The sequence below is a fragment of the Cupriavidus sp. CuC1 genome (assembly GCF_044627735.1).
In the GTDB taxonomy this organism is placed as follows: Bacteria; Pseudomonadota; Gammaproteobacteria; order Burkholderiales; family Burkholderiaceae; genus Cupriavidus; species Cupriavidus ulmosensis.
In genome coordinates, this window is record NZ_JBIUHC010000068.1 from 22627 (window position 1) to 46126 (window position 23500).

Here is a 23500-nt window from a genome sequence, read left to right on the forward strand (position 1 = left end):
TCAGGCGGTGGCAACGGCGCGCACCGCGCCCTCGGTATGCAGATCGACTTCATCGATCCAGCCGCGGCGCAACTCGGGCACCGAGCGCGCCAGCAGCGCGTAGTAGGGGTGGTGCGGCCCGCGGTCGTAGTCCGCGTGCGCGACCTGGGTCAGCTTGCGGCCATGCTGCATCACCACGATCTCGTCGCAGATTGAGCGCACGGTGTGCAGGTCGTGGCTGATGAAGAGGTACGAGACGCCGAGCTCCTTGCGCAGCTCTGCCATCAGGTCCAGGATGGCCGCGCCGACCACGGTATCTAGCGCCGAGGTGATCTCGTCGCACAGGATCAGCTCCGGCTCGGCCGCCAGCGCCCGGGCCAGGTTCACGCGCTGCTTCTGCCCGCCGGATAGGCCGCCAGGCGTGCGCTGCGCCACGCCGGCCGGCAGCCGCACCAGATCGAGCAACTGGCGAATCCGTGCCCGTTTCGCTTCGCCGCGCAGGCCATGGAAGAACTGCAGCGGCCGCGCCAGGATCTCCTCCACGGTGCGTGCAGGATTGAGCGCGGTATCGGCCATCTGGAACACGATCTGGATGCGCCGCAGCTCGTCGTGGCTGCGTTTGGCCACCGTCGGTTTCAGTGGGCGGCCGTCGAACGCGATGCTGCCGCGGCAGGGCGCCACCAGCCCGGCGATCGCGCGCGCCAGCGTGGTCTTGCCCGAACCCGATTCGCCGATGACGCCGATCGCCTGGCCCCGGTACAGCTTCAGGTCCACACCTTCCAGGATCTTCGAGGCCGGCTGGCCATGCGCATCGATGACGCCATAGCCGGCGGACAGATCGCGGACCTCGAGCAGCAGGGGGCTCTTGTCCGGGTCTACCGGTGCGCCCGGACGTTCCGTCGGCCGGGCAGCCGCCAGCAGGCAGCGCGTGTAGTCGTCGGCCGGCTGGTACAGGATCTGGTCGGTCTCGCCCAGCTCGCGCATCTTGCCGTCGCGCAGCACCAGGATATGATCCGCGACCTGCGCCACCACGGCCAGGTCGTGGCTGACATAGACCGCGGTGGTGCGGCGCTCCTGCACCGCGCGGCGGAACACGCGCAGCACTTCGACCTGCGTGGTGACGTCCAGCGCCGTGGTCGGCTCGTCCAGGATCACCAGGTCGGGATCGGTGATCAGGGCCATTGCCGCCATCAGGCGCTGCAACTGGCCCCCGGAGACCTGATGGGGATAGCGCTCGCCAATGGACTCGGGATCGGGCAGCGCCAGCTCGCGGAACAGCGCGACCGCCTTCTTCTCGGCGGCTTTGCGATCCATAAGCCGGTGGATCAGCGCCGGTTCGACCACCTGGTCCATGATGGTGCGCGACGGGTTGAACGAGGCCGCCGCGCTCTGTGCGATATAGGTGATCTCGCGCCCGCGCAGCCGGCGCTGGTCGCCTGGCGACAGGTGCAGCACGTCGGTAGCGCCGACGCGGATGCTGCCCGAGATCTCACAGCCGTGGCGTGCAAAGCCCATCAGCGCCAGCGCGGTGGTGGTCTTGCCCGAGCCGGACTCGCCGATCAGTGCCAGCACCTTGCCGGGTTCGATCTCGAAGTCCACACCATCCACCAACGTCGCCTGGCCTGCGGTGATGCGCAGATTGCTGACCTTTACGGACGTGCCCATTATTTGACTCCGGTACGTGCCGAGCGACCCGGCAGATTGTCGATGACGAGGTTGACGGCGAGGGTCAGGCTGGCGATGGCCAGCGCCGGCGCCACCACGGCCATGCTGCCGTCGGATAGCGCGCCGATGTTCTCGCGCACCAGCGAACCCCAGTCGGCATCGGGCGGCTGGATGCCCAGGCCCAGGAAGCTGAGGCTGGCGAGCAGCAGCACGACGTAGACGAAGCGCAGCCCCAGGTCGGTCAGCATGGGCCCGAGGATGTTCGGCAGGATCTCCTGGCGCATGATGTAGGCGGTGCCTTCGCCGCGGGTGCGGGCAACCGTCACGTAGTCCATCGCATTGATGTTGACCGCCAGCGAGCGCGCGATGCGATACGCACCCGGGACGTAGATGATCGCCGCCGTGACGGCGAGCATCCACACCGACGAGCCGAAGGCCGCGACCATGATCAGCGCGAACATCTTGCTGGGGATCGCCGTGAGCGTATCGAGGCCGCGGCTCAGGCCGGCATCGATCCAGCGGCCGCTGACGGTGGCGAGCAATGCCAGCGTGATGCCGATGCCGCTGGCGCACAGGGTCGAGACCAGCGCCACGCAGACGGTATAGCGCGCGCCCACGATCACGCGCGTCAGCATGTCGCGTCCCAGGTAGTCGGTGCCAAGCCAGTGCTGGGCGCTGATCGAGCCGAAGACCTGGATCTCGCCCGTGGGCGTGCTGTCATGGTTGATCAGGATCGGGCCGAGAATGGCGGCGAGCAGCCAACCGATGAGGATCAGGCAGCCGATCCAGCCGGTGATGCCCAGGCGGGGCAGGCGCGGGCGGCGACAGCCTGGTTCGGGGGCGCTCACGGCGGCGGTGGCTTGCGTGTTGGAGGTAGTGGACATGAATTGCGGCTCCTGCATGGCATTCAAGGCATCAGCGGTGGCGCAGACGCGGATTGGCGACGATGCCGCACACATCGGCAAGCGTGACGAGAGTGAGGTACGCAGCACAGAAGATCATGGCGCACACCTGCACCACGGGCATGTCGCGCTGGGCGACACTGTCCACCATCAGCTTGGCGATCCCCGGGTAGTTGAAGATGGTTTCGATGATGATGACGCCACCAAGCAGGTAAGACAGGCTCAGCGCGACGGCATTGGCGATCGGGCCGATGGCGTTGGGCAGGGCGTGGAACAGCACCATGCGGGTGGAGGTGGCGCCCTTGAGCCGCACCATCTCGATATAAGGCGCGTTGAGCTGGTCGATCACCGCGGCGCGGGTCATGCGCAGCATCTGCGCGACAATCACGCAGCACAGGCTCAGCACGGGCATGGCCAGCGAACGCAGGATCTTGTCCCACGAATCGTCGTTGCCGATATAGGCGAGCGCGGGCAGCCAGCGCAGTTGTACCGCGAACAGCAAGACCGCCAGCGTGGCGATCAGGAACTCCGGCACGGAGACCACCGCCACCGCGCCCAGGCTGACGCTGCGGTCAAACCAGGTCCCGCGGTAGACCGCCGCCAAGATGCCGAGGCCGAGTGCTACCGGCACCGAGATCAGCGCAGTCAGGCCGGCCAACAGCAGCGATTGGGGCAGCCGGCTGCCGATGGCCTCCGACACTGGCATGCGGGTGACCAGCGACTCGCCGGCATTGCCGGTCACCATGCCGCCCAGCCAGTGCGCATAGCGCACCGGCGCGGGGACATCGAGGCCCATCTGGGTACGCAGCGCGGCCAGGGCTTCGGGTGTGGCGTCCTGGCCGAGCTGTTCCTGCGCGGCATCGCCGGGTAATACCGCGGTGATGGCGAAGACGATGGCCGAGACGGCCAGCAATGAGATCAGCGCCAGTCCGACGCGACGCGCCAGCAGACGCAAGATGAAGGGGTTCACGGTGTCTCCTTTCTAGTTCGGTTCAGGCCGGCAGCCAGAGATGCTCGGCGAACGAGTAGCCGATTTTTAGCGCGCGAGGCAAGCAGCAGCGCATCGAACTTGGGGTCCTTGTAGCGCGACTCGTTCCACGCCGCGTCGGACTTGAAGAACTGCGTGAGCGGCGCGTCGGCACTGGCGCTCGGCAGCACCGTGCGGAAGTCGATCGCGCGGGTGACGCATTATCGCTGCCTAAGCGGATGCGACCGCCTCGGCGTGTTTGCGCATGCGCCGACACGGCCGCGCCAGCTAGGCTGCCGGCAAGGTCTAGCTGCATGCCGGCGGCAGCCAGGATCCTCAGGACGTCGCACCTGCTGGCGCCATGGTGCAGGGCGCTCATGATCCGGGTGGATTCGGCAGGGCCGATGAGGCCGTCGAGCAGCTTCTTCTCTGACATTGCAATAGTTCCTGATGGGGACGGGAGTTCGGGGATCGCGAAAGTGGAAATTCATGACCATGCGGCGCGGGGCAGTCTCTTGCTGTGGCAGCACGGGCGCGCAGCGTGTCATCTCCCTGCCATTGAAGCATGTGCGACCGATGGTTTTGTGGGGTATTGCAAGCCGTGGCGGTAAAACCTGCGGTTTCGCGTGGGCGGTTTGGCATTGCCTGCCATGTGCACTGAGTGCGTGCATGTGCACTGCAACAATCCTCGGGATTACCCTAGGCCTGGCACAGCGTCGGTGCGTCGTCGGACGCAGCAAATATTTCCTATCCGGGCCTTGCCTGTTCATCGCATCATCATGGCTCTCTGTTTTCGTCCGACGCTGGCCCTTACTGCAATGAACTTCGCGCAGCTACCACTCCATGCAAGCGATGGACCGCCCGCCATCCGCGTGATGGCACAGTCCGATCTGCCAGTCGCGCTTTCGCTTTCCGAAGATGTACGCTGGCCGCATCGCCCCAGCGACTGGAAGCGGCTGTTCCAGATGGGCGAGGGCCGCGTCGCCGAAGTCGGCGGGGCGGTTGTCGGTGTCGGCATGCGCTGGCTATGGGACGAGCGCGACGCGTCGGTCGGGCTGCTTATCGTAGCCCCGGCTTTCCGCGAACGAGGGATTGGCAGCATGTTGCTGGAGGCGCTGTGTGCCGGCCTGGAAGACCGCACCGTGCTGCTTCACGCCCCCGGGAAGCTGCATCGCTTCTATGCGCGCAGGGGGTTCGAGCGCATCGGTGAGGTGCATCAATACGAGGGTAAAGCGTTGCCGGCGCCGTTGATGGCGCTGCCTGAAGGCTGCCGCCTGCGGCCTGGCGGACGCAATGACCTGCAACTGCTGGTCGGGATGGAGGAGGGGGCCCGCGGTGTTGCACGCCCGTCGCTGATCCAGGCCTGGCTGCGCCAGTCGATCGGCACGGTGGTGCTCGATCACCCCGACGGGCCCCGCGGCTTCGCGATCATTCGGCGCTTCGGCCGCGGCGCGATGGTTGGCCCCGTGGTCGCACCCTGTGCGATGTCGGCCAAGGCCATGATCGCGCACCTGGCCGGCCTGGTGACCGGACGGGTGCTGCGCCTGGACGTCCACGCCGATGGCGAATTCGAGGACTGGCTGGGCTGCCTGGGCCTGGCGCACGTCGCCGACGCGACTGTGCTGGCCCGCGGCTCCCCGGCTTCGCCAACGGCACCATTTCTTCACTTTGCACTGGCCGACAAGGCCCTCGGATAAAGATGATGCATCAAGACACGACATTTCTGTACAAAGCGGATCCCGCGCGCGGCCGGGACTGGGCCCGGGTCTTTGCGCGCGAGGCGCCTGGCATCGATTTCCGCATCTGGCCTGATATCGGCGATGTCGAGAAGGTCCGATACCTGGCAGCCTGGGAGGCGCCGGACCGCATTGCAGATCGGTTCCCGAACCTGCAGGTACTGTTTTCGACGGGGGCCGGCATCGACCAGTTCGACCTGGATGCGCTGCCTGCGCACGTACCGCTGGTGCGGATGATCGAGCCCGGCATCGTCGACGGGATGGTCGAGTACGTCGTGTTCTCGGTGCTTGCCCTGCATCGCGACATGCCGGCGTACCGGCGGCAGCAGGCGCAGGAAGCGTGGCAGCCCCTGCAGGTGCGTCCGGCAATCGAGCGCCGCGTGGGCGTGCTCGGCCTCGGCTCGCTGGGCCAGGCGGTGCTGGAGCGGCTGCGGCTGTTCGGCTTCGATTGCGCCGGCTGGGCAAGGTCGCCGCGCAGTCTGGAAGGGGTGCAGTGCTATGCCGGCCCGCAGACCCTGGATGCGTTCCTCGCGCGCACCGATATCCTGGTTTGCCTGCTGCCGCTGACCGACGAAACACGTGGCGTATTGAGCGCTCGCGTGTTTGACGCCTTGCCACATGGGGCAGGGCTGGTGCATGTCGGGCGCGGGCAGCACCTGGACGATGCCGACCTGCTGGCCGCGCTGGATGCGGGGCAGATCGGCGATGCCATTCTCGACGTCACGCACCCCGAGCCGCTGCCTGCCGGCCACCCGCTGTGGCGCCACCCTAAAGTCTGGCTCACGCCCCATATTGCAAGCATGACGCAGCCAGGTACGGCGGCGAGGGTCGTACTCGACAATTTGCGCCGCCTGCAACGGGGCGAGCCACTAATCGGGCTGGTGGACCGTGCGAAAGGGTACTGAAAGGCGATGCGGCGCCTACATTTTCGACACCCGGATTGCTCTCGCCGACCCATGCGGGGACAATGTGATTCAGTCATTCCAGCCTTGAAAGCCCATGTACGCCCCCATCAAACTTGACCGACTCGATCTACGCATCCTCGCTCAACTGCAAAAGAACGGACGCATGACCAACGTAGACCTCGCCGATGCGGTGGGTCTGTCTGCCAGCCCGTGCCTGATCCGCGTCAAGCGGCTGGAGCAGGCCGGCTATATCGGCGGGTACAGCGCCCAGATCCGGATGGACAAACTGGGCGATATCCTCACGGTATTCACGGAGATTACGCTGGAGGACCACCATCGCGAGGACTTTGCGCGCTTCGAGAAGGCGGTGTGCGCGGTGGACGAGATCATCGAATGCCACCTTGTCAGCGGCGGCTATGACTACTTGCTCAAGTTCATAACTCGTGGCGTGAACCACTACCAGGAACTGATGGAAAGCCTGCTGGAGCGCGATATCGGCATCGAGAAGTACTTCAGTTTTATCGTGATCAAGTCGCCTTTCATAAAGACGCACTATCCGATAGAACGGCTGTTCCCATCGACCACCTGAGCCAGGGGCATGGGCAGGCTGCAGCCGGCATTGGCGGGGAGCGGAGCGCTCGCCGTCTGGAACTGCCGTGGCGTCATGCCGCAAACGCTCTTCAGACAGCGCGTCAGGTGGCTCTGGTCATAGAAGCCACACTCGTGGGCGGTCAGTGCCGGGGAGTGGCCCTGCCCGAGCAGCCACTGCGCGCGATGGATTCGTTTCAAGCTGATGTAGCGATGCGGGGTCATGCCAACTGTAAGCCGGAAGACAGTCACGAAACGCCCAACGCTCAGTTGGGCAAGGCTTGCAAGCAGCGGCAGCGGAAGGGGCTCGCCCAAGTGCCGGTGAATATACGTGAGCGCTGCCTCCAGGCGAGGGTTAGCGTGGTCGTTCGCCATGGTGGCTGCGTCGCGCAAGGATGCATCGGTCGTGCTCATGCTATGCAGCATAAGAGGAAGCCGGCCGTGGAATTCGCTGATTTTGCCGCCGCTATCCACATCGAATTGCGTACTGCATTGCCGGAAACACAGAATCTGCGGTAGCGGGATGCACCGCGGCGACTCGCGAGCGGGTTTTTTCAAGTGCTTGTTCTCAGTGAGTCGCGGCAGACCCGCTGGCCTCGGTGCCGATTTACCACGATCCACTGCTCAGCGTGCTGCCACACTTGTTGACTTCACAATGGGTTGCGAACTGTTCCGGTCCAAACCATCATCCCAAATAGTAGCGTTGGGTTCTCCCACTTCGAAAGCCGATGGCCCGGTGGGACTTGAAAATCAATGCCGAGATGAACCGCTGAAGGACGGAGCCGTAGCTGTATCGAGTGACTGTGAATTTGATGACTTGCGGCCAGAGCAGGACAGCGATGCAGGTAAAACTGTACTCACGCTCGAACTTTTCGAACATTACCTCGTTGTTCTATCGGGGTGTCGGCCGCGCAATCTCCGGTGGGGTCAAGTAAAAGTTCTGATGACTTCGGGGCGGGGCCGGATTGCCCCGGTCTGCTGTTGCTCGAGTTGCGATCATGCTGCAATGGGGCGCATCGGGTGACTTTAATTGGCCGGGAAGCGACCTACACTGACTGATCCTGCCGGGACATTCTGCTTTGCAGATTAAGCTTGCGGACCAAGGCGCCCAAGCAATGAACATACGAGGGCGCCACGCTGATCCCGGGAGACGGTCGAGCCGCCATCGTCAAATCGGCATTTCTCGTGGAGGGGGGAGAAAATCACCAGGGTCGGCCACAAGGGCGATATGACGCTGCCAAAAGGCGCGGCACGCGTCGACCTCTCAGGAAAGACGGTGATGCCGACCCTGGTGAATGCCCATTCCCACCCTGGATACCAGAATTCACAACGGAACTACAGCTACGAGAATTACCTGGCGGACCTGAATCGATCGCTAAGCTTCCCCGCTTCCGATAGGCAGCAAGGTCGGTCGGAACGTCGCACACACCTGCGCATTGGAGCGAGTTGGCTTACCCAGACGCAATTCGGCCGGTTCTGTTGCCCTAGACGATGACGGTGTTGTTCACGTCCGCGATGGTTTTCGCGCCAAGCATGGCCATGTTTCGATCGACTTCATCGCGCAAGAGGGTTATGGCGTGGCGAACGCCCTCGGCTCCCCCAATGGCCGCAGCGTAAATAAAAGGTCGCCCCAGGAAGACGAAGCGGGCTCCTAGTGCCAGCGCTTTCAGAACATCACCGCCTCGCCGCACACCGCTGTCCATCATGACGGTTGTCTTGTGTGCGACAGCCTCACAAATCTCCGGCAAAACAGCAAGCGGTTCCACGGCACCGTCCAATTGGCGCCCACCGTGATTCGAGACAATGATGCCGTCCGCGCCCAAAGCGACGGCGCGTTCGGCGTCGGATGTATGCAAAATGCCTTTTATGACCAAGTTGCCGCGCCATCTTTGCCGGATTCGCTCGATATCCGTCCAGCTCAGGTGATCGCGCCCCGTCGTATCGCGAATAGCGGAGGCCGACAAGATCGGTGCGCCGCGAGACGCAAAAGAATTCTCAAAATGCGGCATCCCACTGGAAATGAGCGTTCTGGCGAACGTCCCGGCCAGCCAGCGCGGCCGAGATATGCCATCGAATGCCAAACGGACAGATGGTCGCAAAGGCAAGGAGAAGCCGGTACGGACGTTATTCTCCCGGTTGGCCCAGACGGGAATATCAACCGTAAGGACGAGTGTAGCGAACCCGGCCGCTTCAATCCGCTCAATCAGGGCGTCCCTGCGTGTGGCGTCACCTGGCAGGTATGCCTGAAACCACGTGCCTGGTGCGGCCGCGTGAACGGCTTCCATCGGAATCAAGGACGTGCCGCTCATGATTGCAGGTATCTGCTCTTCCCGCGCCGTTCGCGCGAGGACCACATCGCCGCGGTAAGCGGCAATCGCACTGATTCCAACGGGCGCCACGCCAAAGGGAGAAGCGTAGCGTTGCCCAAAGATCTCAGTCGCTTGCGACCTTCCCGACACGTCGACAAGGACTTTGGGACGAAACTTGACCTCGTCGAACGCCGTCCTGTTTGCGGCGAGCGACTTTCCATCCTCCGCGGCGCCGGCAATATAGCCAAAGATCGGGCGCGGAAGCCCCCTCTTTGCCGCGAATTCAAAATCGGCAAGCGAGAGGATCGGGCGCAGTCGTCGGTGAATCCGACGGTTGGCGCCATAGGCAGGCTTGGCGGGCATTCCGGCGCTCGGAACGGCCTGGATTTCCGCAACTTCTGTTTGAGATGTCATCTTGATTTGGAACGTCTATCAGGCCCAACCGTTGTCACTATCAGCCACGCCGGATCACATCGATAATCAGGCGAACGTGCCTCGCTGGCGCATCAACTCACGGAACAGCGCCACATTTTTCTCGAACGGCGCGCGTCCATGGAGGTAGAAATAGTTGTTCAGGACAACCAGATCGCCGACGGGCAGCGACACTTCCTTTGTTCCCGGCGACGCCTCCATGGAAGTCGACAGGTCGTTGAGGAATGCAGCCTCCTCGCGATTGCGAGGCTGTACGAACTGATCGATGAAGGACATCGACAACCCAAACGCATTCTGGAAGAAGAGCGGGCGCTCGACATCATCGCTGACATTCTTGGACCCCGGCGCCTTGTAGAGGAAAGGCTGCGTCCCGAGACGGTGACTGACAAACCGGTCACGCCCCTCCCAATCGTCCAGATGCAAGAATCGGGACTCGCCGCCAATTGCATTCTGTTCGGCAAACTTCATCATCAACAGCCAGTCCGTCGCTTCGGTAACGAAGGTGCCGTCGGTGTGCATCGTGAAGAGTCGATAGGCTTGGCGCAAATAGGAGTCGCTATCGTCCGTGTGCTTGACCACGAAGCGAGCATAGTAAGTGCCCGACATTGCATCGTGGTTGCTGGGGCCCAAGAGGTGCCCAATGGCGGTGCCGAAGCGAACGAAATCGTCGGCGTCCGTCGTCAGTCCCTGGAGGCCTACCGTAAAGCCACCGTGCCGCCGATCCTTCACAATGCCGTTGATGGTTGTAGCGAAGTCCTCGCCGACATGCTTCGCGAGTACATCCGCGAGATCGTAGCGCATGAAGGGAACATACTCGAGGTTCTGAACATCGACCCTGCGTACGTCATGCAGGAACCCAAGAAGGGCATCGCGCTCAACGGTCACATGCAGGATCCGATGGTGATCTGGGTGGGCAGACAATTGGAAACGGGACTCGTCATTGCTGGCAAGCACTGCCGCAGGAAGCGGGGCATTCATCGATAGCTCTCCGGGATGTTGTATGGCGCTATTTCATCTGGATTCTTTGATATGATCCAGATAGAAAACAGTAATCTTTGTTCCGAAATTGAGATTAAAACGATGATTGACGTTCGCCAGTTGCAGTGCTTCCTCGCCGTGGCGGAAGAACTTCACTTTGCGAAGGCGGCAGATCGCTTAGGTGTCGCACAATCAGGGCTCAGCACCCAGATCCAACGCCTTGAGCAAGATTTGGGAGTCACGCTCTTGAACCGCAACAAAAGGAAGCCGGTGTCACTTACCGACGCGGGGCACCTGTTCCATGCCGAGGCTGTCGCTGCGTTGCGGCACATTGAGCGAGCCGACCAGGTGGGACGCTTGGCTGCCCGAGGGCTGGCTGGCGTCATCCGTGTCGGCTATGTGGCATCTGGCGCAAGCAGCGGCCTTTTGTCCATGATGCTGGGCGAGTTTCGGAAATCACATGAGATGGTCCGGATCGAAGTCGTGCCAATGGAAACTCCAAGGCAGCTCGAAGCGCTCAGCGATGGCCAGATTGATGTGGGAATTGTCAGGCCCAGACGGCTCTATCCGGCTGGCGTAATCGCGAAGGTCGTACAGACTGAACGTCTACTGGTTGCAATGACAGGAAGCCATCCCCTTGCAAGGCGAGGGACAGTTCCAGCGCGTGCGCTAGCCGATCAATCGTTCATCGTCCCTCAGTTTGCAGACGAGGAAGGATTCGGGTCTGCGTTATCCGCCCTGGGTAAAGCCGGAGGGTTCACGCCGCATCTGGAGTATCGCGTCCAGGATTTCATCTCCGCAATTTGCCTCGCGTCTGCGGGATACGGAGTGGCCATCGTGCCAGAGTCAATGCAGAACTTCTCCCAGCCAGGTATCTTCTACACACAGATCGCCGACTTTAAACTCTCAGTGCACCTGGCGCTAGCGCATAGGCGTCGGGAAATATCTCCAGCGGTACGAGCATTTGTGCAACTCGGAACTGAGGCATTCAAAGGCCGTGCATCCTAGACTCGTAAGCGTCCCGTTCACCCACCTTGAATCGATCGACGGGATCCTGCATCGTCCCCGCAATGGCGGGGCGTGGGGACGATGGATTGAATGCCGACAGCAATTGAGCGGCCGCGCCGCGGAGAGTACAACCGCGGCAGGAGGCCCGCTACATGGACATTCATGAGGGTCGCCACACCGGCAGCGCGCTCAGCAGCGTCGCGCTTCGGCGACAGAACACCATCTGCCAATGAGGAACACGGTGAAGGGCAGAACTGCCGCGAGCGGTAGCCAGCGCAAGGCGACTTGAAGACCAACCGCGTCCGCCACCATACCGGTGATAAAGGGGCCTGCTGCGAGGCCTAGTATATTGTTAAACAACGTCAGTGTGGCAAATGCCGAGCCATGAATAGCCGGCGGTGTGGCCCCAGCAATGATCGCGCTGCATGTGCCGAACGAGCTCGCAAGGAAGAATACCCCGGGCGCAAGGAGCGCGAGTTGCAGATTACCCTGTGGCAAGCGGAACGCGATCCCCAGCAGAGTGCCTAACACGAGGCAATAGCCAATGGCCATGTTCCACCTCTTAAGCGACGAATCCCCGCTGATCCGATCGGTCATCACACCGCACATGAGTTGGCCAAGGCCGCTGACAAGGACAAGGCCGGCCGCCATTACGGCCGCTTGGCTGACAGGCATGCCCCAATAGCGATTCAGGTAGCTGGGCAGCCACACGAAAAGCGTGCCCTGAACGAAGATCTGCAGGGCGCAGCCGAGGTACGCACAAAAGACGGAACGGGACGGAAACAGGCCAGAGAAAAACGCACGCGGTGTCAGTTTCACATGCCCGTACGCCAGAGTTCCGTTGGCATTGTCCGGTTGCGCACTTGCGATCTTTTTTTCCGTGACCACGAAGTGGTACATGATCACCAGCACAAAGCCAACGATCGCCATCAGACCCATGGACCAGCGCCAGCCAAAGTGCGACGCAATGATGCCGGAAAGCGAAACACCGAGCACGGAACCAAAAGCAGCGGCAGACGTAAAGCCGCCGGCAATGGTAGACCGCATATGCCTTGGGAAGATACTCACGAGCATAGCGAATCCGACACTTCCGTAGGCAGCCTCGCCGACACCAACGAACAAGCGCGCGACGAACATCTCGTGGTAGGTGCTGGCAATGGCGCACCCGAGCGTGGCAACACTCCACACCGCAACCATCAGTGCAATGCTTTTGACACGTCCCCAGCGGTCCGCGATTATGGAAAATGGGAGGGTCAGCACGCCTACCGTCAACGGCACCACGCTGCTAATCGAACCAAGTTGTGTATCGGAAATCTGCCACTGCACTTTCAAGAGTGGAAACAAGGCATTGATCGCCTGCCGCGACATGTAGTCAGACAGTAACAGGCAAAACATCAATGCAAATACTACCCACGCGTAGGGTCGGGCACCCGTGGTAGCCGCAGCCGACTCAGCCGGCATCGCGTTACTCGTATACAGGTTCAATTTTGTCTCCTCTAATGATTCTCGAAACTCATGGCTAATGGTGGCGCATGCGGTTGTGTGGCCGGTGTAAAGCAAGGCCTTTAGGCTAGGGCCGGCAGCGGTTCCTGCTGGCCGTCAGCATCGCGGGGCGCTTTCTTTGTTTCGCTGTGCCCGCTTTGGAATTCGACGCTCATTTCAAGCATCTCAATGACTTGTGTGGGGACGTTGAAGTTGACTCGTTTTGCCCCTCGATCAGAATCGGGTGTTCACGGAAAACCGATGTTCGCTGCGGCCTAGCCGGCGAATGCGTTGTACCTTGACACCGCTAGTCGGATTCACCGCGCGGGAGATCATCGATCTATGACCAGAACACACGGAACGAAGGCGGGCACTAACATGATGAACCTCAGCATGAGAGGCCGTGGTTGCTGATGTCAGCTGCCGCGTCGTGGCTCGTCGTCTCGATTTCGTCGGGCATCGGCGCACAATTGCGGAACCAACTTCACGGGTCTGCTTGCGCGGACAAACGCGGGTAACCTGCCGACCCGTGCGTGAACAGATCGACGCCCACGAGCAAGGTTGCATCACGTTCGACGACACGATCCTCGATAAGGACTTCTCGCAGCGGATCATCTAGCCTGGCGCTACTTCCCGCTTTACCTTGCACGCCATGAACTTGGCCATTTATGACAGTCATCCGCTGACACAGGGAGCACTGGATCACCATAAGCGCCAGATTCAGCACATCTCGAGGAGTCGGTGGTTACCCGTAACGTTCCAGCACGGTGTGTTGCCGGATAACGCTGATGAGGGAGTGCACGGTGGCGCAGACATCAGCACAGCGCACGCTGCGGCAGCTCGGTGAGCAAGTGGTGCAGGTACGCATATGGCTCGACGTCACAGGCGCGGCACGTAAGCATCAGACCTGAAAGGAGCCATGCCTGGTGACTATGGCGCTCACTATGTCTTGGCAGGGTTTTCCCTCTGTTTTCGCGAATTGCAAACAACTTGTCGTGATCGGCCAAGCAGGTTGACCCGGTGCGATCCGAGAATAGACAAAGGGTGAATGTATCGCAAAGCACTGCTGCAGCGCACTTCAAGGGAATAGCATTGGCGCAAGCAATCAGATTTGAGCAGACAGGGGTGCCGGAGGTCCTGCGCATGTGGAATGTCAGCCTCGCGCAGTGGCAAGCGCGAGAACTATGAAAACACCTTTCACGCCGATGGCCGGTGGCATGAAACGCCGCCCACGGGGAGCTGCGCCGCGCTGAATGCGGCATCGAGCTCATCGGCGACAAACCTTTCCTAACACGCAAAGCGTAGCAATCAAAAGGGATAGACATGAAGAAGCAGACCAATAATTTCTGGTGGCGCGGTTACGCCTTGGCGATTGGTGTTGGTGTCGCCGGCGGGATGCCCATGGCTCAGGCCCAGGAGGCTTGGCCGAGCAAGCCGATCCGTCTGGTGGTGGCGGGGCCTGCCGGCGGCAGTGCCGACGCGTTGGCGCGGTTGCTGGCGGAAGGCCTGCAGCAAAAATTGAGCAAGCCGGTCATCGTAGAAAACAAGCCCGGTGCCGCCGGCGCGCTGGCGATCAGCGATTTGCAGTCCACCGGCAAGGATGGCCACACCCTCCTGGTCATCCAGGGCGGCGTCGTGAGCGAAGCTCCGTTGGCCTACAAGGTCCATTACAAACCCTTTGAGGACCTGAAGCCTCTGGCCCAGATCAGTCGCACGGGGTTAGTGCTGGTTGCCAACAAGGATGTGCCCGTCTCCAACCTGAAGCAGTTGGTGGACTACGGCAAATCGCGAAAGGACGGGCTCATTTTCGCTTCTTACGCTGCGGGATTGAAGGGCCACACTTCGGGCATGCTGCTCGGGCAACTCACGCATGTGCAAATGCGGCATGTGGGCTACAAAGGCTCTCCCCCGGCATTGAACGACCTGATGGGCGGCCATGTGCCCCTGATGTTCGATGGGGTGACTACCTCTTTGCCGCTGATCAAAGCGGGAAAGATCAAAGCGATTGCGGTGAACTATCCGACGCGGATTGCCGGATTGCCGGATGTGCCTACTTTCAAGGAGCTCGGTTACCCGCAACTGGCGGAAGCAGGCTGGTTCGCCGTGTGGTCCCGCCCGGATGTCGCTCCGGCAGTCCAGCAAAAAATCCGCGAGGTGACGCAGGCATATTTCAAGCAACCCGCAGTGCAGAACCGCGTCAAGGACATGGGCATGGAGCAGGGCGGGGGTGCCACCTCGGAAGAGTTGATGGCGGACCTGAAGCAGGCATACCAGCAACAGTCCGCGCTGCTGAAGTCCATTAACTACCAGCCGGAGTAAATAAGAAGATACTTTGAGCGAACTCGCCCACGGCACCACCGATGAGCTTTGCGCAATCATCGGTCAGCGGATGCAGCATTGCCGATCCGGCGAGTTCCTCTTATCGGGGGAGGGGGCGGGCTTTCGTCCCGGCTGACTTCTGGCGGATACCAGCTCAGCCGGGTCGTCCGTGGGGCCTGTCGACTGGAATTGCACCAGGCCCCTTTGTTTCTCCCGGCCGGTGGCGCCCGACCGGGTGTCGATCACGAGAGTTCGCGAATGAACGCTTCGGCCTGCGGCCACTCGCCATAACCTGAAGCGGGATTCAGATGCCCGACCTCGCCGAGTTCGACGAAGCGACTGCCCCACGCCTGCGCCAGGTCACGGGCGCGATCGAGAGGCGTCAGAGCATCGTTGCTGCTTGCCGCAACGATGCTCGGAAACGGCAATGTGCCGCGAGGGATCGGCAGCCATCCGTGGTCGCTCAGTGTGTCGGTTGTCGGATAGCCTGCCGGCATGGGCGTCTCGAGGTCCGCGGGCGCTGCAAGCAGTGCGCCGAGGATCCCGCGTGTGGCGCCTCGCGCCGCCCAATGGGCGACCATCATCGCGCCTGCGCTGTGCGCCACGATGATCACCGGCCCCTCGATGGTGGCCAGAGCGCGATCGATCGCGTCGACGCGGGCAGCGCAACTCAGCTTGTCTTGCTCAAGCGGGGCGACGCTGACTACGCGAGGCAGCTTCGCCGCCAGCAGGGTCTGCCAGTGTTCCGGCACATGGTCACGCAGGCCAGGGATGATGAGAACGGTCGGTGTCGCAGAGGCCATATCGATCTTTCAGTAAGGCGCGTCACCGATGATCGCGGTGCGCTCCATCTTTCGGTGGCACGGCGGGTAATCCATCACTGCGTAGTGCTGGGTTGAACGGTTGTCCCAGAACGCGACACTGTTTTTCTTCCATCGAAAACGCACCTGGTATTCGGGGATAGTGGCCTGGCTGACCAGGTAGTTAAGCAAATTGCTGGCGCCCGGCGCCTTGTCGAGCCCGAAGCGCACGTTGGCCGGCACATTGTAATTGGTGAAGTGCGTCGTAAAACTCCCGTTGACGAATAGCACTTTCTCTCCGGTTTCGGGATGGGTGCGCACAACCGGGTGCTCGGCGTCGGGGTACTGAGCCTTCAGTGCAAGACGCTTCTCGATCGGCATCGCGGCGCCGAAGCTCGCCTCGATGCTGTGGCGCGCGCGCAACGGGGCGATCTTCGTCTTGATATCCTCGGGCAACTGGTTGTACGCCTCGACCATGTTGACCCACATCGTGTCTCCACCCACAGGCGGGCATTCGATACAGCGCAGCACGCAGCCTAACGGAGGCTTTTCGCGCCAGGTGGCATCGGTATGCCAGGAATTCTCGTTGCGTTCGGGAGGACTGTCCGGGGTTTTGTAGATCTGAACCAGTCCGGGGTAATCGGGATGGCTGCCCACGACTGGATGGTCCTCCAGCTCGCCAAAGCGGCGCGCAAAAGCCACGTGCTGTGCGCGAGTGATGTCCTGGTCGCGGAAGAACAGCACGCGATACTTTAAGAGCAAGGCCCGGATTTCTGCCATCAGTTGGTCGTCCTCGGCAGCCGCGCCCAGGTTGACGTTGCTGAGCTCCGCACCGATCGTGCAAGTGACTGGCTCGACCCGGATCGAGTTGCCCAGAGAGGTTGCGCGGACCACTGCGGGTGCCGCATTGAGGCGTTGAATCATGAACGTTTGTCTCCCATTGCCGATTAGCCCGTTCGATCATGGGGAGTTTGGGCGTCGCGGGCTTCTCCCGCTTGACAATACATGACAGGCACTTATCATTCTATGTCGATCTTCTACGTCAGCTCCCCCCGATGTCGTTACTTGTCCGCGCTGCGGCCCTCACCAATTTCAGCGAGGTCGCTCGTGCCGCCGGGCTGGATCCGGTGCGGATGCTCTTTGACGCAGGGATAAGTCCGAGCGTACTGCGCGAGCCGGACCTCATGATTCCAGTCGAGCGTTTCGGACGCCTGCTCCAGGCGTCCGCAACCATGTCAGGCAACGAGAGTTTCGGTCTGTGCATGGCCGAGTCGCGCCTATTGTCCAATCTTGGGGCGGTAGGATTACTGATCCGCGACCAGGCAACGCTGCGCGACTCGCTTAGCATGCTGATGCGCTACCAAGCGATGCTCAATGGTGCGCTGTCGCTGGCGGTCGAGGAATGCGGCGAAGTGGTCATTATTCGCGAGGCGGTAATAGCTGGGAACGCACATCAGCCAACACGCCAAAGGGTTGAACTGGCGCTAGGGGTCATGGTGCGGTTGATACGCCAGCTCCTCAAGCCCGACTGGGAGCCGCGGCGCGTATGCTTCGAGCACCCAGCGCCGCGCGACCTTAGTGTGCACCAACGGTTTTTTGGCCCTCACGTCGAGTTCGACTACGACTTCAACTGCATCATCTGCGCGAAGGCCGATCTCGATGCACGCAACCCGTCGGCCGATCCGGCCATGGTGCGCTATGCACAGCAGTTGATAGACGCGTCTGCCATGTCGCAGCAGGCGACAATGCTTGAGGACGTGCGGCGCACGATCCTGCTTCTGTTGCCCAGTGGGCGCTGCAGCATCGAACAGGTTGCCGAGCATCTGGGCGTGGTGTGCCGCACGGTCCAGCGCCGGCTGGCGGAACAGGGGCAGAGCTTCTCGTCGATCGTCAACGACATCCGCATGGAACTTGCGACGCGTCATGTCATCGAGAGCGATCGTCCGTTGACCGAGGTGGCGACCCTACTTGGTTTTTCCGCGCCAAGCGGATTCTCGCGCTGGTATCACGCGCAATTCGGCTGCAGCCCCAAGGAGAGCAGGGCTGCTCGCGGCGCCGTGCACCGACAGACAGCACCTCAGCGGGCGAGCAGTGCATAAACCTTCATAAGGCTGATGTGGGGTTGCGCGAAGATGTCGCGCAACCCTGAACGGATGCGCTGCGCTGGCCAGCCTTCTACGTGGGCTGACCCCTGGCGATCATATGCATCAGTTCGATGCCACCCGGAAGGACCTGGCACGCAACAGAAAATCAACGGTATCGCCATGCTTGTCCACCGCGCGATAGCGATATTTCCACTCGCCTCTCAAGACCGCTACATTCCGCCGAACGCTTACAGCGACAGAGCCCTCCTGCGTCAGCGGATGACTGTCATGAAAAGGCAAGTTCAGGGCGTGCAAGGTAAAGCGGGAAGTGGCGCCAGGCCAGATGATGGCTTAAGCATTACTGCCAACCGGGAGAGGCCACAGGCGGCATTCTCAAGCCGCCTGTGGCAATTGTGATATTTGATACAGAACAGGAGACAACATGGCGAAAGTCGTTAAATTTTATGAAACGGGCGGGCCCGAGGTCCTTCGTTTTGAGGACGTTGGCGTTGGTGAACCGGGCCCGGGAGAGGTCCGCGTCCGCCACGTGGCCGTGGGTCTGAATTTTGCTGACACCTACTTCCGCGGCGGTACTTATCAGGTTCCGCTGCCCAGCGGCCTCGGCAACGAGGCCGCCGGCGTAGTCGAGGCCGTCGGTGCCGGGGTAACCCATCTGGCGGTCGGCGACCGTGTGACCTATACGGGCTTCATCAACACGCTGGGCGCCTACAGCACTGAGCGGCTGATCTCTGCCGCACCGCTGATCAAGCTGCCTGAGGCAATCAGTTGCGAAGCCGCGGCGGCCATGACCATGCGGGGCCTGTCCGCCGCCTACCTGGTGCGCCGGATCTACCCCTTCAAGGCGGGCGACGCCGTGCTGCTGCATGCCGCGGCAGGTGGTGTCGGCCTTATCGTTTCGCAATGGGCCAAACTGCTGGGGCTGACGGTGATCGGCACGGTTTCTACCGATGCCAAGGCCGAAGTGGCGCGCGCCCACGGCTGCGATCACACGATCAACTACAGCCATGAGGACGTGGCCAAGCGCGTGCGGGAGCTGACGGACGGAGTGGGTGTGTCCGTGGTCTTCGACAGCGTGGGCAAGGCCACCTTCATGTCCTCGCTGGACTCCCTCAAGCGCCGGGGCCTAATGGTCTGCGTGGGCACCGCTTCCGGCACGATCCCGCCGTTCGATCCGCAAATTCTGGCCCGCAAGGGCTCGCTGTACCTGACCCGCCCGGGCCTGGCCGACTATATCGCCGATCCTGCCGAAAAGGCCGAACTGATCGATGAGCTGTTCGGCCATGTGGCGGCAGGCCGCATCCGCATCGAGATCAATCAGCGCTATGCCCTGGCGGATGCGGTGCAGGCACATCGGGACCTGGAGGCTCGAAAGACCACCGGCTCGTCCATTTTCGTGATTTGAGTCTTCCCCTCGAGCCGTGTCGCAGAAGAGCGCCGCGATCTTACGAACGGTAGCGGTGGTGGTGATCGCCTTGCGGTCGCCGATCCGCGCTTCGGAAAAATGACACCACTATGACCGTGCTCTCGATAGCCTGAGCCGGTGGAAATTCCTTGTCGCACAGTTGGTTGGCGAGGCAGACAACAAGTAGCAGGCTGGCTAATAGTTAAAGTACATGGGGACGACAATGTCATTACTGAAAAAACTGGTCGCAGTCACGGTGTGCGCCGAGGCAATCATTGCCTTGTGCGCGCCAGGTCCGGTGCAAGCACAGGCAGCCTGGCCCGCGCGCCCGATTCAAATGATCGTGCCGTCGTCTCCCGGATCGGGAACCGACGCGCTGGCGCGGGTCATGGCGCAGCGTCTTTCCGAATCGCTGAAGCAGGCTGTGGTCGTGGAGAACCGGCCGGGCGGCAGCGGGGTGATCGGGACTAACGCCGTCCTCAAGGCGGCACCGGATGGCTACACGATTCTCTACACAACGGCAAGCAACATGGTGGTTGCGCCGGCCGTCATGAAGTCCATTTCCCAGGAGGCGAGAAAGAGCCTCGTGCCGATCGCGCAGACAGCTGTGGGTGGGGTGTTGCTGCTAGTGAGCCCGGATCTGCCGGTGCACGATTTGCCTGGACTCATCCAGTATGTGAAGGCGAATCCGGATAAGTACAGCTATGGCAGCTGGGCCACCGGGTCGTCCGCGCATTTGACGATGGAGTGGCTGAAGAATCAGACCGGCATGAAGACCGAACACGTCGCATATCGGACATCCAGTCAACTACTCACCGAGCTTTCCTCGGGTGTGCTGAAGATCGGCTGGACCGATCCCAGCGTGGCGGTTCCTTTCCTGCGTTCCGGGAAGGTGCGCGGCATTGCCATTGTGGGCAACGTGCGGTCTCCCCAGCTTCCCAACGTCAAGACGTTGGCGGAACAGGGCTACAAGTTCAATACGGTGGGATGGTTCGGCATGTTCGCGCCGGCCGGAACTAATCCGGCGATCGTGAAGCGGCTGTCCGATGAGGTCAACAAGGTGCAGGCCTTGCCGGAGATCGCGGACCTGATGAAGAAACTGAACTTCGAGCCGCCCCCGGTAAAGTCCTCCGCGCAGTTGGCCGAGGTCGTCAAGCACGATCTGCAAGTCTGGACGACGATCGCCAACGACGCAGGGATCAAAGTCGAAGAATGAAATGTGTCGTGCGCGGCCTTGCGGCCTGCTAGGGAATATCGTTATCGCGCGGTGGACAAGCATGGCGATACGGTTGATTTTCTGTTGCGTGCCACCCGGGACTACGCCGCCGCACGGCGCTTCTTCGACAAGGCGATTGACCAGAACGGCGCCCCCGAGACGGTGATCATCGATGGCAGCACCGCCAGAGAGGGGCACTGCGTCCGCCGCTCAGCAATTCTTCGCGCTGGACGCATGAGCAAGACCAATCCCGCCAAGTTTCGACCGCCTACGCACCCTTATCGCGACAATTCCGTCGCAGCTCGGGATAGCGCCTTTGCTCACCGATGGGCGGCAAGACCTTGATCCGACGATACCGGATTTCGAGTAGTGCCTCAACGGGACGGCCCTTCGAATCACGCAATTCGACACGATGCAGCCCTTGACTTGAACCTGTGCCACTTTTCAGCATTAGTGCTGGCCCAATCCTCGCAAGCGAAGGGAATAATTTCACCCATTCGCCGCCATAGTCGGCCAAGCAAGGTCCGGAAGCGCTTGTGAAGCCGAAAGTCCCGGAAGTTGCTGTCGGCAACCTCGCCATCCAACCAGGTTCATCGTCCACCAGCCGGTTCTTCTGCATTCCGTCCAGTCTCAGTCCAAGGTCATGGAAAGTTAACGGAAACCGGATCGAAGGATGTGGGTAATCGCAAGATTGGCCGGTCGCTTGCAGCGCAAGCATCATGCAGACAAGCTTGCGCGCACAGTACTTCGGGCACGGCGTGTCGGGGAGGGAAGGTGGCTCCCTTCCATTTTTGCTCGCGTACGTCGTCTTCCAGGTTGACGGGCGTATGTGCCTTGACGGTGGCTCACCGGACAGGGCGCCGCGTTGTTGTCATGAAGAGTCAAGTTCGAGACATCCAATGTAAAGCGGGAAGTGGCGCGAGGACAGATGATTCACACGTTGTATTCGCATTTCAACTTGGAGATCCATCATCATGAACTTCCTTGACGGCCACCTGTATCCCGAGAACCAGCAGCCGCTGATCATCACAGCCGCTCCCTATGCGCCGGGCTGGATTCCCTCAGACTTCCCGGAAGATATCCCTATCACCATGGAGGAGCAGATCCAGAAGGCGGTGGATTGCTACGAAGCCGGTGCGAGAGTGCTGCATCTGCATGTGCGTGAGCCCGACGGCAGGGGCAGCAAGCGCTTGTCCATGTTCAATGAGCTGATCGCCGGGGTGCGCGCCGCCGTGCCAGAAATGGTCATCCAAGTGGGGGGCTCTATCAGCTTCGCGCCGGAAGAAGGCCAGGGTGCCAAATGGCTTAGCGATGATACGCGGCATATGCTGGCGGAACTCGATCCGAAGCCCGACCAGGTGACGGTGACCGTCAACACCACGCAGATGAATGTGACGGAGCATGCTGGGCTGGATGACTTCAAGGGAGTTTCGCGGGGATTCCCGCACCTCTACAACACCTACAGGGACATGATCGTGCCCTCGAATCCCAGCTGGGCCGAGGAGCACATCCGACGTTTGACAGCCGCTGGAATCCAAAGTGAGTTTCAGTGCTACAACATCAATAGCTTTGAAACAATTGAGCGGATGATTCGCCGCGGCGTTTACAAGGGGCCACTGGTGATGAACTGGGTGGCTATCAGCGGCGGCATGGATCAAGCGAACATCTACAACCTGGCAAACTTCCTGCGTGCTGCGCCGGACGGAGCCGTGATTACGGTGGAGAGTTCGGTGCTAAATGTGCTGCCCGTGAATATGATCGGCATGGCCTTGGGCCTGCACGTGCGGTGCGGCATCGAGGATGTACTTTGGAACCAGACCCGCACGGGAAAGATGAGCTCCGTCGAGCAGATCAAGCAATTGGTGCGTATCGCCGGCGAATTCGGTCGCCCCATAGCGACAGCGAAGCAGACGCGAGAGATCTTGAAGCTTGGGGTCTTCTACGACACCGTGGAAGAAACGCTTCAAGCCAATGGCTTCGCACCCAATCGTAACGGTGGCAACCAAGGATTCCTGCGTAAGCCAGACTAAAGCCTTTGGGGGGAAATGACAGCATATGCTGTATGAGGCGACCAGCATTTTCTAGAGACGGACTCAAGCTGAAGTTGAAGTTTCCACCATCGAACGGACTCCGAACATTTCTCGATAAAGGAGTCCGTCATGATCCAGAAGCAAGCAAACTCCCTCCTGAGGTTAGCCAACGAAGCGTAGGGCCCCGTGGCGGCGCGCATCATGCCTTCGCGGCGATCGGCCTGAAGCAGACCACCGAACAGGCGTTCGCGATACTCGGTCGGGGCGGCACCCCGACTGTGATCGGAATGATCCCGCCCGGCGTCAAGATCGAACTCAAGGGAACGGACTTCCTGGCCGAGAAGCTCGAAGCGAGGAGACAACTCTTTGAACATGCGGAGCTTATTCGGACGACGCGGCCAGGCGCTGCGGCGTGAACCCGCGAGCACCAGGTAGGTGGGCGATGCAGCGTACGAAGGTCATCGCGGTCGCGGTGATCGAGTGCAAAGTGGATTTCGTACCAGCATCCGGCTTGGGCCGGTTCAAACGCGAGACGAGCGAGCTGCTGCAACAGCTTCAGAGGTGAGGTCGAGCAGTTTGTCGGTGCGGTTGCTGTTGGGGGAAGCCGTTAAAAAAGCCTGGGATGTACTTTGCCATGGCCACGACACGCGTGGCTGATGGCATCGTTCGTGACAGGT

20 protein-coding genes and 4 pseudogenes are annotated in these 23500 nt (G+C 61.2%); 12 read left to right on the forward strand and 12 right to left on the reverse strand.

Translation table 11 applies throughout. The features are described 5' to 3' along the window. Genes ACGLHR_RS26670 through ACGLHR_RS26680 form a run of 3 tightly spaced genes read right to left on the reverse strand, consistent with a single transcriptional unit; the run spans position 1 to position 3516 of the window. Positions 1 to 1644: an ABC transporter ATP-binding protein gene (locus ACGLHR_RS26670; RefSeq protein ID WP_400097125.1), complete on the reverse strand. Its 1644-nt coding sequence runs from the start codon at positions 1642 to 1644 to the stop codon at positions 1 to 3. Next, on the reverse strand, positions 1644 to 2528 hold the full coding sequence (locus tag ACGLHR_RS26675; RefSeq protein WP_400097127.1) for an ABC transporter permease: 885 nt from the start codon (positions 2526 to 2528) through the stop codon (positions 1644 to 1646). The genes ACGLHR_RS26670 and ACGLHR_RS26675 overlap by 1 nt, the downstream gene beginning before the upstream one ends. A 31-nt stretch (positions 2529 to 2559) precedes the next feature. Further along, positions 2560 to 3516, reverse strand: coding sequence for an ABC transporter permease (locus tag ACGLHR_RS26680; protein ID WP_400097128.1), 957 nt, complete (start codon positions 3514 to 3516; stop codon positions 2560 to 2562). 815 nt (positions 3517 to 4331) lie between these two features. Here ACGLHR_RS26680 and ACGLHR_RS26685 point away from each other — a divergent pair. From ACGLHR_RS26685 to ACGLHR_RS26695, 3 genes are all read left to right on the forward strand, one after another. Further along, a complete protein-coding gene (locus tag ACGLHR_RS26685) occupies positions 4332 to 5210 on the forward strand; it encodes a GNAT family N-acetyltransferase (protein WP_400097130.1) in 879 nt (292 codons plus the stop codon). 5 nt (positions 5211 to 5215) lie between these two features. Continuing rightward, entirely contained in the window at positions 5216 to 6154 is a 939-nt protein-coding gene (locus tag ACGLHR_RS26690; RefSeq protein WP_400097170.1) for a 2-hydroxyacid dehydrogenase, read from the forward strand. 94 nt (positions 6155 to 6248) lie between these two features. Further along, the gene (locus tag ACGLHR_RS26695) at positions 6249 to 6743 is read left to right on the forward strand and encodes an Lrp/AsnC family transcriptional regulator (protein ID WP_400097132.1); all 495 of its coding nucleotides are present in this window, start codon (positions 6249 to 6251) and stop codon (positions 6741 to 6743) included. On the opposite strand, the gene ACGLHR_RS26700 is transcribed toward ACGLHR_RS26695, so the two are convergent. From ACGLHR_RS26700 to glaH, 3 genes are all read right to left on the reverse strand, one after another. Further along, positions 6707 to 7300 (reverse strand): helix-turn-helix domain-containing protein, encoded by a 594-nt coding sequence (locus ACGLHR_RS26700; RefSeq protein WP_400097133.1) that lies wholly within the window; start codon positions 7298 to 7300, stop codon positions 6707 to 6709. The genes ACGLHR_RS26695 and ACGLHR_RS26700 overlap by 37 nt on opposite strands. Positions 7301 to 8226: 926 nt before the next feature. Beyond that, on the reverse strand, positions 8227 to 9465 hold the full coding sequence (locus ACGLHR_RS26705) for an alpha-hydroxy acid oxidase (RefSeq protein WP_400097135.1): 1239 nt from the start codon (positions 9463 to 9465) through the stop codon (positions 8227 to 8229). 66 nt (positions 9466 to 9531) lie between these two features. Then, positions 9532 to 10461: a glutarate dioxygenase GlaH gene (glaH, locus tag ACGLHR_RS26710; RefSeq protein WP_400097137.1), complete on the reverse strand. Its 930-nt coding sequence runs from the start codon at positions 10459 to 10461 to the stop codon at positions 9532 to 9534. 51 nt (positions 10462 to 10512) lie between these two features. Here glaH and ACGLHR_RS26715 point away from each other — a divergent pair, with 51 nt between their 5' ends. After that, entirely contained in the window at positions 10513 to 11469 is a 957-nt protein-coding gene (locus ACGLHR_RS26715) for a LysR family transcriptional regulator (RefSeq protein WP_400097139.1), read from the forward strand. Positions 11470 to 11658: 189 nt separating this feature from the next. Here ACGLHR_RS26715 and ACGLHR_RS26720 read toward each other — a convergent pair whose 3' ends face one another. Further along, the gene (locus ACGLHR_RS26720; RefSeq protein WP_400097140.1) at positions 11659 to 12954 is read right to left on the reverse strand and encodes an MFS transporter; all 1296 of its coding nucleotides are present in this window, start codon (positions 12952 to 12954) and stop codon (positions 11659 to 11661) included. 400 nt (positions 12955 to 13354) lie between these two features. On the opposite strand from ACGLHR_RS26720, the gene ACGLHR_RS26725 reads away from it, so the two are divergent. Next, positions 13355 to 13570 (forward strand): hypothetical protein, encoded by a 216-nt coding sequence (locus tag ACGLHR_RS26725; RefSeq protein WP_400097142.1) that lies wholly within the window; start codon positions 13355 to 13357, stop codon positions 13568 to 13570. A 196-nt stretch (positions 13571 to 13766) separates the two neighbouring features. Here the strand turns inward: ACGLHR_RS26725 and ACGLHR_RS26730 are convergent. After that, positions 13767 to 13883, reverse strand: a pseudogene (locus tag ACGLHR_RS26730) (transposase domain-containing protein); the annotation flags it as partial. A 391-nt stretch (positions 13884 to 14274) separates the two neighbouring features. Between ACGLHR_RS26730 and ACGLHR_RS26735 the strand changes: the two are divergent. Next, positions 14275 to 15270, forward strand: a complete 996-nt coding sequence (locus ACGLHR_RS26735; RefSeq protein WP_400097144.1) for a Bug family tripartite tricarboxylate transporter substrate binding protein — start codon at positions 14275 to 14277, stop codon at positions 15268 to 15270. A gap of 242 nt (positions 15271 to 15512) precedes the next feature. On the opposite strand, the gene ACGLHR_RS26740 is transcribed toward ACGLHR_RS26735, so the two are convergent. After that, on the reverse strand, positions 15513 to 16073 hold the full coding sequence (locus ACGLHR_RS26740; protein WP_400097146.1) for an RBBP9/YdeN family alpha/beta hydrolase: 561 nt from the start codon (positions 16071 to 16073) through the stop codon (positions 15513 to 15515). A gap of 9 nt (positions 16074 to 16082) precedes the next feature. Then, positions 16083 to 16994, reverse strand: a complete 912-nt coding sequence (locus tag ACGLHR_RS26745; protein ID WP_400097148.1) for a TauD/TfdA dioxygenase family protein — start codon at positions 16992 to 16994, stop codon at positions 16083 to 16085. 131 nt (positions 16995 to 17125) lie between these two features. On the opposite strand from ACGLHR_RS26745, the gene ACGLHR_RS26750 reads away from it, so the two are divergent. Continuing rightward, the gene (locus ACGLHR_RS26750) at positions 17126 to 18169 is read left to right on the forward strand and encodes an AraC family transcriptional regulator ligand-binding domain-containing protein (protein WP_400097149.1); all 1044 of its coding nucleotides are present in this window, start codon (positions 17126 to 17128) and stop codon (positions 18167 to 18169) included. 114 nt (positions 18170 to 18283) lie between these two features. Here ACGLHR_RS26750 and ACGLHR_RS26755 read toward each other — a convergent pair. Then, positions 18284 to 18379: pseudogene (locus ACGLHR_RS26755) on the reverse strand (DDE-type integrase/transposase/recombinase); the annotation flags it as partial. Positions 18380 to 18596: 217 nt separating this feature from the next. Here ACGLHR_RS26755 and ACGLHR_RS26760 point away from each other — a divergent pair. The 3 genes and pseudogenes from ACGLHR_RS26760 to ACGLHR_RS26770 all read left to right on the forward strand — a co-directional run. Beyond that, complete coding sequence (locus ACGLHR_RS26760) at positions 18597 to 19577, forward strand: quinone oxidoreductase family protein (RefSeq protein ID WP_400097151.1); 981 nt, start codon at positions 18597 to 18599, stop codon at positions 19575 to 19577. Positions 19578 to 19800: 223 nt separating this feature from the next. Continuing rightward, positions 19801 to 20793 carry a Bug family tripartite tricarboxylate transporter substrate binding protein gene (locus ACGLHR_RS26765; protein ID WP_400097153.1) on the forward strand — a complete coding sequence of 331 codons (993 nt, stop codon included), beginning with the start codon at positions 19801 to 19803 and terminating at the stop codon, positions 20791 to 20793. Between the two features lie 33 nt (positions 20794 to 20826). Next, positions 20827 to 20979: pseudogene (locus ACGLHR_RS26770) on the forward strand (DDE-type integrase/transposase/recombinase); the annotation flags it as partial. Between the two features lie 209 nt (positions 20980 to 21188). Here the strand turns inward: ACGLHR_RS26770 and ACGLHR_RS26775 are convergent. Continuing rightward, on the reverse strand, positions 21189 to 21377 hold the full coding sequence (locus ACGLHR_RS26775) for a transposase DNA-binding-containing protein (RefSeq protein ID WP_400097155.1): 189 nt from the start codon (positions 21375 to 21377) through the stop codon (positions 21189 to 21191). Positions 21378 to 21767: 390 nt separating this feature from the next. On the opposite strand from ACGLHR_RS26775, the gene ACGLHR_RS26780 reads away from it, so the two are divergent. Together ACGLHR_RS26780 and ACGLHR_RS26785 are read left to right on the forward strand one after the other, a co-directional pair. Next, a complete protein-coding gene (locus ACGLHR_RS26780; RefSeq protein WP_318233728.1) occupies positions 21768 to 22823 on the forward strand; it encodes a 3-keto-5-aminohexanoate cleavage protein in 1056 nt (351 codons plus the stop codon). A gap of 188 nt (positions 22824 to 23011) precedes the next feature. Beyond that, positions 23012 to 23167, forward strand: a pseudogene (locus ACGLHR_RS26785) (alcohol dehydrogenase); the annotation flags it as partial. Positions 23168 to 23500 lie beyond the last annotated feature (333 nt).

Bases quoted from the DNA above. Each gene is read 5' to 3' on its own strand.
- ACGLHR_RS26670 (WP_400097125.1), bottom strand. From the start codon at position 1,644: ATGGGCACGTCCGTAAAGGTCAGCAATCTGCGCATCACCGCAGGCCAG.
- ACGLHR_RS26675 (WP_400097127.1), bottom strand. From the start codon at position 2,528: ATGTCCACTACCTCCAACACGCAAGCCACCGCCGCCGTGAGCGCCCCC.
- ACGLHR_RS26685 (WP_400097130.1), top strand. From the start codon at position 4,332: ATGAACTTCGCGCAGCTACCACTCCATGCAAGCGATGGACCGCCCGCC.
- ACGLHR_RS26690 (WP_400097170.1), top strand. From the start codon at position 5,216: ATGCATCAAGACACGACATTTCTGTACAAAGCGGATCCCGCGCGCGGC.
- ACGLHR_RS26695 (WP_400097132.1), top strand. From the start codon at position 6,249: ATGTACGCCCCCATCAAACTTGACCGACTCGATCTACGCATCCTCGCT.
- ACGLHR_RS26705 (WP_400097135.1), bottom strand. From the start codon at position 9,465: ATGACATCTCAAACAGAAGTTGCGGAAATCCAGGCCGTTCCGAGCGCC.
- glaH (WP_400097137.1), bottom strand. From the start codon at position 10,461: ATGAATGCCCCGCTTCCTGCGGCAGTGCTTGCCAGCAATGACGAGTCC.
- ACGLHR_RS26715 (WP_400097139.1), top strand. From the start codon at position 10,513: ATGATCCAGATAGAAAACAGTAATCTTTGTTCCGAAATTGAGATTAAA.
- ACGLHR_RS26735 (WP_400097144.1), top strand. From the start codon at position 14,275: ATGAAGAAGCAGACCAATAATTTCTGGTGGCGCGGTTACGCCTTGGCG.
- ACGLHR_RS26740 (WP_400097146.1), bottom strand. From the start codon at position 16,073: ATGGCCTCTGCGACACCGACCGTTCTCATCATCCCTGGCCTGCGTGAC.
- ACGLHR_RS26745 (WP_400097148.1), bottom strand. From the start codon at position 16,994: ATGATTCAACGCCTCAATGCGGCACCCGCAGTGGTCCGCGCAACCTCT.
- ACGLHR_RS26750 (WP_400097149.1), top strand. From the start codon at position 17,126: ATGTCGTTACTTGTCCGCGCTGCGGCCCTCACCAATTTCAGCGAGGTC.
- ACGLHR_RS26760 (WP_400097151.1), top strand. From the start codon at position 18,597: ATGGCGAAAGTCGTTAAATTTTATGAAACGGGCGGGCCCGAGGTCCTT.
- ACGLHR_RS26765 (WP_400097153.1), top strand. From the start codon at position 19,801: ATGTCATTACTGAAAAAACTGGTCGCAGTCACGGTGTGCGCCGAGGCA.
- ACGLHR_RS26780 (WP_318233728.1), top strand. From the start codon at position 21,768: ATGAACTTCCTTGACGGCCACCTGTATCCCGAGAACCAGCAGCCGCTG.